Origin of the sequence: Methylobacterium sp. Leaf104 (genome assembly GCF_001422885.1) — a bacterium.
Lineage (GTDB): Bacteria > Pseudomonadota > Alphaproteobacteria > Rhizobiales > Beijerinckiaceae > Methylobacterium.
In genome coordinates, this window is sequence record NZ_LMMZ01000037.1 from 54,152 (window position 1) to 66,239 (window position 12,088).

Below are 12,088 nucleotides of genomic sequence, written 5' to 3' on the forward strand. Positions count from 1 at the left end.
CGCGATCCGAAGCCCCATCGGACACGAGAACCGTATCAGGAACCCATGACGAGCCTGTCGAACAGCCTGCCCGCTGGCGCCGAGCCGCAAGTTCTGTCGCCGGTCGGCGGCGAGGTGTCGGACTTCTTCGCCTTGCTGAAGCCACGCGTGATGGTGCTGGTCATCTTCACCGCCCTCGTCGGCATGCTTGTCTCCAACGTTCACATCCAGCCGGTGGTCGGTTCGATCTCCCTGCTGATGATCGCCGTCGGCGCGGGTGCCTCGGGCTGCCTGAACATGTGGTGGGACGCCGACATCGACGCGGTGATGACCCGGACCGCGAAGCGACCGATCCCGGACGGCCGCATCCGCCCGAACGAGGCGCTGGCCTTCGGCATCGTGTTGTCGGTGGGATCGGTCCTGGTGCTCGGCCTCGCCTCGAACTGGCTGGCCGCCGGACTCCTCGCCTTCACCATCGTGTTCTACGCCGTCGTCTATTCGATGTGGCTGAAGCGGGCCACGCCCCAGAACATCGTCATCGGCGGCGCGGCAGGCGCCCTTCCTCCGATGGTGGGCCAGGCCGCCGTCACCGGCACCATCGGCATCGAGTCGCTGGTCCTGTTCCTGATCATCTTCATCTGGACACCGCCGCACTTCTGGGCCCTCGCGCTCATCAAGTCCGCCGACTATGCCAAGGCCGGCATCCCGATGATGCCGAACGTGGCCGGGCCGGATTCGACCCGCCGCCAGATCATCGCCTACTCGATTCTCCTGTTTCCCCTCGGCCTCGCACCCGTCGCCCTCGGTTTCGGCGGCTGGCTCTACGCGGTGACCGCACTCCTCGGCGGCCTCGGCATGCTGGCCTTCAGCGTCCACGTCTTTCGCAATCGCGAGGGCGAGCCCGAGCGCAAGGCGGCCATGGGCATGTTCGGGTTCTCGATCCTGCACCTCTTCCTGATGTTCGCGGCCCTGCTGGCGGAGCAGAGCCTCGGCCTCTTCCGAGCGGTGAACCTGTGAGCGATCGACCCGGCCTGCCTGGAAGCCCGCGTCCGCTGACGCCCGAGGAGTCGCAGCGCCGCCGCAAGCGCTCGATTGCCATCGCAGCCGTCCTGTTCGCGCTCGTGACCATCTTCTACGTGCTGACGATCGCGAAACTCGGGCCCCAGGTCCTCAACCGCCCGATCTGATCGCGCCGGACAACGGAGACGCATCTGATGGCCGACCCCAGACATGCCCAGCGTGGACCCGGACGCCGGGCCGGCGTCACGGCCTTCGCCTGCGCAGGCCTCGCCTTCGGTATGATCGGCCTCGCCTTCGCGTCGGTGCCGCTCTACGACATGTTCTGCAAGGCGACCGGCTACGATGGGACGCCGCGCACCGGCCTCGCTCCGACGGTGGCGGCGATCGACGACAGCATGGTCGTCCATTTCGACACCAATGTCGCGTCGAGCCTGCCTTGGCGCTTCCAGGCGGAGTCGCCGAAGGTCGAGGCCCGCCTTGGCGAGACCAAGACCGTTTTCTTCCGCGTGAAGAACACGGGCACCACACCCTCCACCGGCATCGCCACCTTCAACGTCCAGCCGGGGCTGATGGGCAGTTTCTTCGTCAAAGTGCAGTGCTTCTGCTTTAACGAGCAGACCCTGCAGCCGGGCGAGACCATGGATTTCCCGGTAGTGTTCTACATCGACCCCGAGGTCCGCAAGGATTCGAACACGGCGCACCTGTCGGAGATGACGCTCTCCTACACCTACTTCGCCTCTAAGAACGGCCAGCCCACGGCCGCGCTTGCGACAACGGGCGGCACGGGGACGAAGTCGAATTTTTGATGGCGCAAGCGTGACAACAGCACGTGACCCTGGATAAGGGTTGGCCACAACAATCCGGGGCAACCCGGGCGGAACGATGCATTCAGTGGATCGAAGGCCGGTGACGGTCCGAAGGTCGGGGGTAGGAGAAGAGTTCAATGGCCGAGGCGCACGCCAAAAATCACGACTTCCACATTCTCGCCCCGAGTCCCTGGCCGCTGATCGGCGCCTTTTCGGGGTTCCTGATGGCGTTCGGCGCTGTGTTCTGGATGAAGAGCCTCCAGATCGGCACGCTCACTCCCGGTCCCTACATCTTCGGCGCCGGTCTCCTCGGCGTGCTCTACACCATGTTCGCTTGGTGGAAGGACGTCGTGCACGAGGCCAACACGGGCGACCACACTCGCGTCGTGCAGCTGCATCACCGCTACGGCATGATCATGTTCATCGCCTCCGAGGTGATGTTCTTCGTTGCCTGGTTCTGGGCCTACTTCGAGGCGGCGCTGTACACCGCCGATCCAATCCAGGCCTCGCGCGTCGATTTCACGGGCGGCACTTGGCCGCCGAAGGGCATCGAGGCGTTCGACCCCTGGCACCTGCCGCTCCTCAACACCCTGATCCTGCTCACCTCCGGCACGACGATCACCTGGGCGCACCACGCCCTGCTGCATGACGATCGTAAGGGCCTGAAGTACGGCCTCTGGCTGACGATCATCCTCGGCGCCCTGTTCTCCGCCTGTCAAGCCTACGAGTATGCCCACGCCCATTTTGGATTCTCGGGCAGCATCTACTCGTCGACCTTTTTCATGGCGACCGGCTTCCACGGCTTCCACGTCATCATCGGCACGATCTTCCTCGCGATCTGCCTCTACCGCGCCTATCTCGGTCAGTTCACCACCCGCCAGCACCTCGGCTTCGAGTTCGCTGCCTGGTACTGGCACTTCGTCGATGTGGTGTGGCTGTTCCTGTTCGCGTCGATCTACGTCTGGGGCGCTGGAGCAGGTCACGCGGCCCACTGAGCTCGGCCTTCACCGCATGCCAGGATTGAAGGGGGCGGCGCGAGCCGCCCTTTTTCGTGGGCGCGCCTGAAGAGCGCGTGGGTCATTCCCATATGAAACCGAGCGGCGCGGTGCCGTACGAGGAGTTACAGATCTTGGACGCATCGCGGCCGAAGCCTTCCCCCGTCTCCGCCGGCCTTCGCGGTCGCTGTCCGCGCTGCGGCGAGGGCCATATGTTCGACGGCTTCCTCACCTTCCGGCCGTCCTGCGAGGTCTGTGGCCTCGATTATGGCAGCTTCAATTCCGGTGACGGACCCGCCTTCTTCGTGATGTCGATCGTCGGCATCATCGTGGTCGGGCTCGCCCTGTGGATGGAGATCACCTACGAGCCGCCGATCTGGGTCCACGCCCTCGTGGCTGGCACCCTTTCGATCGGGCTCAGCCTGCTGCTGGTGCGTCCCCTGAAGGGAGTCCTCGCAGCCCTTCAATTCACCAACAAGGCCGAGCAGGGACGCTTCCGGTAGCCATGGCTTCGACCCTTCGCCCCGGCGCCTGGCGCAGCATCCTGGCGCCCGGCCTCGTCTCTCTCGTCTGCCTCGCCATTCTCCTTGGGCTCGGAATCTGGCAGCTCGAGCGCAAGGGTGAGAAGGAGGCGCTGATCGCCCGCATCCTAGCACGCGCGAAGGTCGAGCCGCCGGGCACGCTCCCGGTGCCTCAGAACTGGGACCCGGTCCGGGACGAATTCCGCAGGGTCCGCGTCATTGGCAGCTTCCAGCACGAGAAAGAGACGCTGGTCCATGGCCTCGCCGCTGGGGAAGTGCCGGGGCGGGCACTCCAGGGCTACTACCTCCTGACACCGTTCCAGATCCAGGATGGCGGCACCGTCCTCATCAACCGAGGCTTCGTGCCCACGGAGTTGAAGGCGACTGCGAACCGCTTGGCCGGTCAGGTCGCAGGCCTGACCACGGTCACCGGCATTCTGCGCGGCTCCGAGCCGCGCACGATGTTCGTGCCGGCGCCGGACCCCGTCCGCAACGAGTGGTTCAACCGCGACATCGCCGGTATCAGTGCCTCGCGCGGTATCGCCGCCCCCCTACCCTACCTCGTAGAGGCCGATGGAACTCCTAATCCGGGGGGCTGGCCGAAGGGCGGGCAATTGCGCGTCGACCTGCCGAATAACCACCTGCAATATGCTTTCACCTGGTTCGGCATCGCCGCCTGTCTTCTCGGCGTCTTCGGTGTCTTCGCCTGGCGCCGCCTGCATGAGGATCCGGCCGCTGCGCCCTCGTGACGGGAGCGGCTGAAAACTTGCTTCGCCCGGATTGTGGCCCAGTTAACCTTCCGACTAGCGGTCACGATACGGAGTGGGTCCCATGCGCACCGTTATCCTGCTCCTCGCCCTGCTGACGAGCCCGTCGGTCGCGCTGGCTGTCGACACCGCCGCTAGAGACGCCGCGAGAGCCACGGTCGAGCGGCAGATCGACGCCTTCCAGCGGGACGACGCGGCGACTGCCTACGCCCAGGCTGCGCCTGCCATCCAGAGCATGTTCCCCTCGCCCGAGACCTTCATCGCGATGGTCCGGCAAGGCTACGCCGCCGTCTATCGCGCCCGGCGCTACAGCGTGGATCGTATCGAGGAAGCCGGCGACGACGGCCTCGCCCTCGGCGTCACCCTGCAGGACGCCGAGGGCACCGACTGGGCCGCCCTCTACAGCCTTGAGAAGCAGGCGGACGGGGCCTGGCGGATCACCGGATGCCGGCTGGTGAAGGCACCGGGCAGCAACGCCTAAGCCTGCCCAAGCCTTTCGACACGCCCGCCGACATCGTGTAGACGGGGCGCCTTCCCGGAGGCCCCCTTGCTTCACGTTTCGACCCGCGGCGCCGCGGCGCCCCTCAGCTTTTCCGATGCCCTGCTCGCCGGGCTCGCCCGAGACGGCGGCCTCTACGTGCCCGAGACCTGGCCGCAGATCGCCGCGCCGACGATCGCTGGGCTTGCGGGCCTGCGCTACGCCGACGCCGCCAAGACCGTCCTGCGCCCCCTCATCGATGGAGAGATCGCCGACGCGGACCTCGATCGGATAATCGAAGAGGCCTACGCCACCTTCCGGCACCCGGCCGTCTGTCCGCTCACTCAGCTCGACGACAATCTGTTCCTGCTGGAGCTCTTTCACGGCCCGACGCTCGCGTTCAAGGACGTGGCCATGCAGCTGCTCGGGCGGCTGATGGATCACGTCCTGCGGGCGCGCGGCACGCGGGCCACCATCGTGGGCGCCACCTCCGGCGACACCGGCAGCGCCGCAGTCGAAGCCTTCCGCGGCCTCGATCAGGTCGACATCTTCATCCTGTTCCCGGAAGGGCGGGTCTCCGAGGTCCAGCGTCGTCAGATGACCTCCGTGGGCGCGCACAACGTCCACGCCATCGCCATCGACGGCAACTTCGACGATTGCCAGAACATCGTCAAAGCCCTGTTTCAGCACGCCGATTTCGCCGACGACGTGCGGCTGTCGGGCGTGAATTCGATCAACTGGGCCCGGGTCGCCGCCCAAGCGGTCTACTACTTCACCTCCGCGGTGGCGCTCGGTGCGCCGCACCGCCCGGTATCGTTCGCGGTTCCAACGGGAAATTTCGGCGACATTCTCGCCGGCTGGGTCGCTAAGCGCATGGGCCTGGGCATCGAGCGCCTGATGATCGGGACCAACGCCAACGACATCCTGGCACGGACCCTGGAGCACGGCGCCTACGAGGTGCGCGGCGTACAGCCGACCACCTCCCCTTCCATGGACATTCAGATCTCTTCGAACTTCGAGCGCCTGCTGTTCGAGGCCCTCGGCCGTGACTCTTCCAGCCTCGGGCGGCTCATGTCCGGCCTGAAGCAGTCGGGCGGCTTCCACCTCGATCCGACAGTCCTCGAGACCGTTCGGGCGGAATTTGATGCAGCCGCCGTCTTCGAGCCGGAGGTGATGGCCGAAATCGCCCGGACCCACGCGGAGACCGGGCACGTCATCGATCCGCACAGCGCCATCGGGGTGCACGCGGCGCGCACGCTTCTGCGCCAAGATCCGCACACCCCGGTCGTGGCGCTCGCCACTGCGCACGCGGCCAAGTTTCCCGACGCGGTCGCGAAGGCGATCGGCGGTCGACGGCCCGAATTACCGCCGCATCTCGCCGACCTGATGGACCGCAAGGAGACCTTCTCGCGCGTGGCCAACGATCAGGCTGCGGTCGAGACCTTCATCCGTGAGCGCGCCCGCATCACCAAGGGAGCGTGACCGCTCATGAACCAGCATTTCGCCACGCATGGCGCCTCGCCTGATCTCAAGATCACCAAGCTCGACAACGGGGTCACCGTTGTCACCGAGGCGATGCCGGGCGTGGCGACGGCGACCCTGGGCGTCTGGGTCGGCGCCGGTTCGCGCCACGAGCGCGCCGATGAAGGCGGGCTCAGCCATCTCATCGAGCACATGGCCTTCAAAGGTACGAAGACCCGCTCCGCCCGCCGCATCGCCGAGGACATCGAGAATGTCGGTGGCGACATCAATGCAGCCACGAGCGCCGAGGGCACGAGCTACACCGCGCGCGTGCTGGGCGAAGATGCCGGCGTCGCCCTCGACGTCATCGGCGACATCCTCACCGACTCCGTCTTCGATGCCGGCGAACTCGCCCGCGAGAAGAGCGTGATCCTGCAGGAACATGCGGCGATCGAGGATACCCCCGACGACGTCGTCTACGAGGCCTTCACCGAAGCAGCGTTCCCCGATCAGCCGATGGGACGGCCGATCATCGGCACGCCCGAGACCATCAACAGCTTCGACCGCAAAGCGATCGAGGCCTACATCGCACGGGAATACACCCCCGACCGCATCGTGCTCGCCGCAGCCGGCGCCATCGGGCACGACCGCATCGTCGAGTCGGCAGTGCACTACTTCGGCGCCATGAAGCCGAGCCAGGCGCCGGAGACCGTGCCCGGGATCTACGGCGGTGGCGAGAAGCGGCTGCCGAAGAAGCTGGAGCAGGCCAACGTCGTCCTCGGCCTGCCAGGGCTGTCGTTCCGCGACGACGATTATTACGCCCTGCACATCTTCGCGCAGGTGCTCGGCGGGGGCCTGACCTCGCGCCTGTGGCACGAAGTACGCGAGACCCGCGGCCTCGCCTACGAGATCCAGTCCTTCCACTGGGCGTTCTACGATTGCGGCCTGTTCGGCATCGGCGCCGGCACCTCGGGGGGCGACCTCGCGGAACTGATCGACGTGACGCTGGCGACCACCATCCGCGCCGCGGCGGACGCCGACACCATCGAGATCGCCCGCGCCAAGGCGCAGCTGAAGGTGGCTCTGCTCTCCGCTCTGGAGACGCCCGGCGGCCGCATCGAGCGCAATGCCCGGCAGATCCTGGCTTGGGGACGGGTCATCCCGGCGAGCGAGGTCATCGCGAAAGTGGATGCGGTAACCGTGGACGACGTCCGCCTGGCCGGTCAGCGCCTCCTGAAGGGTGCCCCCACCCTGGCCGCCATCGGCCCCATCAAGAAGCTTCCCACCCTCGATCGCATCAAGGCGACGTTGAAGGCGGCCTGAGCTCGGCCGATGCGGCTTGTTTTGGCCGCAAAGGCGGGCGATCGAAATCGCTCGGCGTCACGGTTCAGAAGCGGTGAACGCCATCGTGCAGGGCGGCCCGTCGCCTTGCTCGCTGCGGCCCTCACCGATACGACTGGATGCACAGCTGAGCCGTATCCCTTCGCCTGCCTCCGTCGATCATGCCTCGTCCGGCCGGAACACTCGCCCGTTGCGTAGAATCGCCCTCGTCCTCGCCGCCGTCGTCCCGGCCCTTGTCGCGGCGCTGCTCTCTGCGCTGATCGTCAGCGGTCCGGCGCATGCCGTCGAGGCCGTGCGCGTCACTCTCGATGCGCCCGCCATCGACTTGACGCCGATGATCGAGCGCTATCGTTCGGACGGCGACCTGATTCAGATTTCCACTGCCCCTGGCAAGGACGGCATCGTCCGTCGCATCGTCGTGAAGGCCCGCGAGACCGGAGCCCGGCCCGATTGGATGGTGTTCGCGCTCACGAACGATACCGACGAGCAGGTCGACCGTGTCCTCGTCGCTCCGCACTTCCGCCTCGTCGGCTCGGGCGTGATCTGGCCGGATCTCGGCGGCTCACGCATCGCGGCCATCACGGCGAGTCAGGGCATCCGGCCAGAGCGGGACGAAAATCCGGAAGCGGATCAGTTCGTCATCACGCTCGATCCCGGCGCGACGGTCACCTACGTGGCCGAGTTGCGCGGCCCCAACATCCCCCAGGTCTATCTCTGGGACCAGGAAGCCTACCGCAAGAAATCGACCGGTCTGACGCTCTACAAGGGCATCATCATCGGCATCGCCGGCCTGCTCGCCCTTTTCCTGACGATCATCTTCGTGGTGAAGGGCGCAATCATCTTCCCCGCCGCCGCATCCCTGGCCTGGGCCGTACTGGCCTATGCCTCCATCGATTTCGGCTTCCTGCAACGCGTCTTTCCCATCACCGAAGTGGCCGAACGGGTCTATCGCGCTTCGACCGAAGCGGTCCTCGGCGCGACGCTGCTGGTCTTTCTGTTCGCCTATCTCAACCTCAGCCGCTGGCACGTTCGCTACAGCCACGTGGCGATCATCTGGCTGCTGTTCCTCGCCTGCCTCGTCGGCCTCGCGGTGTTCGACCCGCCGGTCGCCGCGGGCGTTGCCCGGATCTCGATCGCGGCGGTGGCCGGTGTCGGCCTGCTGCTGATCGTCTATCTCGCGGCCCATAACGGCTACGACCGGGCCATCCTGCTGGTTCCGACCTGGTGCTTGCTCCTCGTCTGGGTCGTGGCCGCGGGCTTTGCGATCACGGGGCAGATCGGCAGCGACCTCGTGCAGCCCGCCCTGATCGGCGGCCTCGTCCTCATCGTCATGCTGATCGGCTTCACGGTCATGCAGCACGCCTTCGCGGGCGGCGGGCTGACCCATGCCCTGGTCTCCGATACCGAGCGCCGCGCCCTCGCCCTTACCGGCGCCGGTGACGTGGTGTTCGACTGGGACGTGCCGGGCGACCGAGTCTTCGCCGGCCAGGAGATCGAGGGACAGCTCGGTCTGAAGCGCGGCGCCCTGGAAGGGCCGGCGGCGAATTGGCTCGCCCTCGTCCATCCCTTCGACGTCGAGCGCTACTCAGCGGCCCTGGATACGGTCATTGAAGAGCGCCGCGGCCGCATCGTCCATGACTTCCGTCTGCGTTCCACCGCCGGCCCGTACTACTGGTACCGCCTCAAGGCGAGGCCGGTGATCGGCTCGGACGGCGAGGTGATCCGCGTCGTCGGCACGATCAGCGACGTCACCGAGGTGAAGACGGCCGAGGAGCGTCTGCTCCACGACGCGGTCCATGACAGCCTCACCGGATTGCCGAACCGCGAACTCTTCTACGATCGCCTCGACGCGGCCCTGGCCTTCGCCAGCCAGGATCCGCGCCTGCGCCCGACGACGATCGTCCTCGACATCGATCGGTTCAAGGCGATCAACGACGCCATCGGGCTGTCGGCCGGCGATTCGATCCTGCTGACGCTCTCACGTCGCCTCGGACGCCTGCTCCGACCGCAGGATACTCTGGCCCGGGTTGCCGGCGACGAGTTCGCGCTGATCCTGTTGTCCGAGCGCGAGCCCGACCGCATCCTCGCCTTCGCGGAGATGATCCGCAAAGCCATCGCGACGCCCATCACCTATGCCGATCGTGAAATCTTCCTGACAGTCTCGGTCGGTCTCGCCCTTCACGAGGGCGCCGCCAACCTGAAGCGCGAGGAGGTGTTCAAGAACGCCGAGATGGCCATGATCCAGGCCAAGCGCGGCGGTGGCGATCGTACGGAGGTCTTCCGCGCCACCATGCGCAACGAGCGCAGCGACCGGCTGATGCTGGAGGTCGACCTACGCCGGTCCCTCGATCGTAACGAGATGAAGGTCCTGTTCCAGCCGATCGTTCGCCTGGAAGATCGCACGGTCGCGGGCTTCGAGACCCTCCTGCGCTGGGATCATCCCAAGCTCGGCCGCATCGGACCCGCCACCTTCCTGCCGATCGCGGAAGAAAGCGGCTTCATCGTCAACCTCGGCATCTTCGCCCTCGAGCGCACGGCCCTGGAACTGGCTGCCTGGCAACGGTCCCTCGACGTGGACCCGCCGATCTTCGCCTCCGTCAACGTTTCCTCGCGCCAGCTTCTGCGCCACGATCTGCTGCACGACGTGAAGACAATCCTCGCCCGCTCCGGTGTGATCCCCGGCTCGCTGAAGCTGGAGATGACCGAGAGCCTGGTCATGGAGAATCCCGAATACGCGGCACAGATGCTCCACCGCATCCACGACCTCGGTGCGGGCCTGTCCCTCGACGATTTCGGCACCGGCTACTCGGCGTTGTCCTACCTGCAGCGCTTCCCCTTCGACACGATCAAGATCGATCAGTCATTCGTGCGTCAGATCGCGACGGGGCAGACGGCGATCCTCCGCTCCATCGTGAAGATGGCTCAGGAGCTTGGATTGTCGATCGTCGCCGAAGGCGCCGAGTCGGAAGTCGACACCCAGATCCTGTTCGAGCTGGGCTGCGACTATGCTCAAGGCTTTGCCTTCGGAGAACCGATGTCGATGCTCCAGGCCAGGCAGTTGCTCGGTGCGGCGCCGGAAGCCGCCTGAGAGAGATCGACGGGATGCTCGCATCCTGCGGCATTCGCTTAAACCTCCCTTAACCATGATCCCCCATTCTCAGCCTCGAGTTGATGTGTGGGCGGCAGGGCGCGATGCGCTGGCCGAGGGAGATGGCGTCATGGCGCAGGCAGCGTTGCGGATCGTGGATGACGAGATCGACACCGGCCTCGTCCGGCGTTTGATGGCGCGCCCGCTCCGCACAGCTCCCGAACCGGCGCCGATCGTTCCGGACGCTCCAGTTCGCCCGGTGCCCGCGACCGAAGCGATGCCGGCATCTGCGTCAGGCGAGGTGTCCCGACTGAAGGCCGAGGTCATGGTGATGAAGGCCGTCCTTGGGGCCGAGCGGCGTGAGTCGGAGCGTCTCCGGGCCTGCATCAGCCGCATCGACGGCGCCGAGCCGCTGTCTCCGGAAGCCCAGGCGGTTCGCGACCGCTGGGCGGCTCTCGTCGACCATCTGCTCAACGAACCGCGCTGAGACGTGAGGGTCGTCGCTCGACCCCGCTGAACGCCGCCCGTCCCTTTCCCCACCACTGAAGGACGACCATGAGCGCCCGCTGCTCGCTCGTCGTCAACGGCAAGTCCGTGCGCGTCTCCACCGGGGATACCCCGATGGAGGCCGCCCTCGCCGATGGGATGATCGCTCCCCTGCCCGGCCCTGGAAGCCAGGGTTCCGGCCCTGCGCCACGCCGAGCGCAGAGCCGTGCTCACCGCGGGGAGTCCATCAAGCTCTCGCTGCCTCGAGCGGCGGCGATCGAGCCGCCCTCGCGCCTCGTGCTGCCGAGCCGTCCGACCGCGGTCCAGAAACGGAGCGGTACGGTCACCGAGTTCATCGCGCTCGGGCCGCACACCTTCCAGGTCGTGGTCACGATCACGCGCCGCCTCGCCCTGGAGCCGGGCCACGGCGTCGACGTGACTTTCGAGAACTTTGCGCCCGTCACCTTGAGCCCGACCCTGCGCGTCGATGGATCTGCGGAACTCAACGAGCTGGTCTTTCATATCCATCAGGACCGCGAAGGCTTCGGTCTCGGCCATGAACTGGTCGAGGCGCTGGAGCTCGATCATCCGGTGAAAGTGAAAGGCCCCGTCGGACGCGGCTTCTATCGAGCCGGTGGCGGACGCCTCGTGCTGGTCGCTTCCGAGACGGGCTTTGCCCCGATCTGGTCGATCGCGCATGCCGCGCGGTACATCGAGCCCGCTCGCGAGATCATCCTCATCGTCGGCGCGCGCAATCCCCTGGACCTCTACATGCGCCCGGCTCTCGACTGGCTGCGCGCGACCGGCGTCACCCGGATCGTCACGGTCTCGGACCGGACCCGCCAGCGTCCACCAGAGGTTCGTCCTGGCCCGCTGACCGCTCACCTTCCGTGCCTGCGCAGCACCGATGTCGTCCACGTCGCCGGCGATGCCTCGACGGTGGGCGCCGTCGAGGTCTTGGCGGCCACGACCGGCGCCCGCTGCCATCCCATTCTGATCGACGCAGGCATCTGAAACTTCCCGCCACCCGGCACAGGTCTCAGAACGAAACGAGGCGCATCCCGGCCGACGGGATGCGCCTCGTTTCGCTTGGGGGTTGCCGGCCTTGAGAGACCGGTCCCCATGGCGGGAGCCGAGCGCTCCTGA

12 protein-coding genes are annotated in these 12,088 nt (G+C 66.6%); all 12 read left to right on the forward strand.

Annotated elements, in window-relative coordinates:
• Window positions 1–45 precede the first annotated feature (45 nt).
• Window positions 46–996 carry a heme o synthase gene (locus ASF49_RS17315; RefSeq protein ID WP_056475730.1) on the forward strand — a complete coding sequence of 317 codons (951 nt, stop codon included), beginning with the start codon at window positions 46–48 and terminating at the stop codon, window positions 994–996.
• Window positions 993–1,166: a hypothetical protein gene (locus ASF49_RS24275; RefSeq protein ID WP_056475733.1), complete on the forward strand. Its 174-nt coding sequence runs from the start codon at window positions 993–995 to the stop codon at window positions 1,164–1,166. Before ASF49_RS17315 ends, ASF49_RS24275 begins: the two co-directional genes overlap by 4 nt.
• A 27-nt stretch (window positions 1,167–1,193) precedes the next feature.
• Window positions 1,194–1,805, forward strand: coding sequence for a cytochrome c oxidase assembly protein (locus tag ASF49_RS17325; RefSeq protein WP_056475736.1), 612 nt, complete (start codon window positions 1,194–1,196; stop codon window positions 1,803–1,805).
• A 137-nt stretch (window positions 1,806–1,942) separates the two neighbouring features.
• The gene (locus ASF49_RS17330) at window positions 1,943–2,800 is read left to right on the forward strand and encodes a cytochrome c oxidase subunit 3 (protein ID WP_056475738.1); all 858 of its coding nucleotides are present in this window, start codon (window positions 1,943–1,945) and stop codon (window positions 2,798–2,800) included.
• A 92-nt stretch (window positions 2,801–2,892) separates the two neighbouring features.
• Window positions 2,893–3,303: a DUF983 domain-containing protein gene (locus tag ASF49_RS17335; protein ID WP_056475741.1), complete on the forward strand. Its 411-nt coding sequence runs from the start codon at window positions 2,893–2,895 to the stop codon at window positions 3,301–3,303.
• A gap of 2 nt (window positions 3,304–3,305) precedes the next feature.
• Window positions 3,306–4,070, forward strand: a complete 765-nt coding sequence (locus ASF49_RS17340) for an SURF1 family protein (protein WP_056475744.1) — start codon at window positions 3,306–3,308, stop codon at window positions 4,068–4,070.
• A gap of 82 nt (window positions 4,071–4,152) precedes the next feature.
• A complete protein-coding gene (locus tag ASF49_RS17345; protein ID WP_056475746.1) occupies window positions 4,153–4,569 on the forward strand; it encodes a DUF4864 domain-containing protein in 417 nt (138 codons plus the stop codon).
• Between the two features lie 66 nt (window positions 4,570–4,635).
• Window positions 4,636–6,048: a threonine synthase gene (gene thrC / locus ASF49_RS17350; RefSeq protein ID WP_056475751.1), complete on the forward strand. Its 1,413-nt coding sequence runs from the start codon at window positions 4,636–4,638 to the stop codon at window positions 6,046–6,048.
• A gap of 6 nt (window positions 6,049–6,054) precedes the next feature.
• Window positions 6,055–7,350 (forward strand): M16 family metallopeptidase, encoded by a 1,296-nt coding sequence (locus ASF49_RS17355; protein ID WP_056475754.1) that lies wholly within the window; start codon window positions 6,055–6,057, stop codon window positions 7,348–7,350.
• Window positions 7,351–7,558: 208 nt separating this feature from the next.
• The gene (locus ASF49_RS17360) at window positions 7,559–10,456 is read left to right on the forward strand and encodes an EAL domain-containing protein (protein ID WP_056475757.1); all 2,898 of its coding nucleotides are present in this window, start codon (window positions 7,559–7,561) and stop codon (window positions 10,454–10,456) included.
• 130 nt (window positions 10,457–10,586) lie between these two features.
• On the forward strand, window positions 10,587–10,943 hold the full coding sequence (locus ASF49_RS17365) for a hypothetical protein (RefSeq protein ID WP_056475760.1): 357 nt from the start codon (window positions 10,587–10,589) through the stop codon (window positions 10,941–10,943).
• 68 nt (window positions 10,944–11,011) lie between these two features.
• Entirely contained in the window at window positions 11,012–11,956 is a 945-nt protein-coding gene (locus tag ASF49_RS17370; RefSeq protein WP_056475763.1) for a ferredoxin--NAD(+) reductase, read from the forward strand.
• The last annotated feature ends 132 nt before the right edge of the window (window positions 11,957–12,088 follow it).

Bases quoted from the DNA above. Each gene is read 5' to 3' on its own strand.
- ASF49_RS17340 (WP_056475744.1), top strand. From the start codon at position 3,306: ATGGCTTCGACCCTTCGCCCCGGCGCCTGGCGCAGCATCCTGGCGCCC.
- ASF49_RS17365 (WP_056475760.1), top strand. From the start codon at position 10,587: ATGGCGCAGGCAGCGTTGCGGATCGTGGATGACGAGATCGACACCGGC.
- ASF49_RS17345 (WP_056475746.1), top strand. From the start codon at position 4,153: ATGCGCACCGTTATCCTGCTCCTCGCCCTGCTGACGAGCCCGTCGGTC.
- ASF49_RS17315 (WP_056475730.1), top strand. From the start codon at position 46: ATGACGAGCCTGTCGAACAGCCTGCCCGCTGGCGCCGAGCCGCAAGTT.
- ASF49_RS17355 (WP_056475754.1), top strand. From the start codon at position 6,055: ATGAACCAGCATTTCGCCACGCATGGCGCCTCGCCTGATCTCAAGATC.
- ASF49_RS17325 (WP_056475736.1), top strand. From the start codon at position 1,194: ATGGCCGACCCCAGACATGCCCAGCGTGGACCCGGACGCCGGGCCGGC.
- ASF49_RS17330 (WP_056475738.1), top strand. From the start codon at position 1,943: ATGGCCGAGGCGCACGCCAAAAATCACGACTTCCACATTCTCGCCCCG.
- ASF49_RS17370 (WP_056475763.1), top strand. From the start codon at position 11,012: ATGAGCGCCCGCTGCTCGCTCGTCGTCAACGGCAAGTCCGTGCGCGTC.
- ASF49_RS17335 (WP_056475741.1), top strand. From the start codon at position 2,893: ATGAAACCGAGCGGCGCGGTGCCGTACGAGGAGTTACAGATCTTGGAC.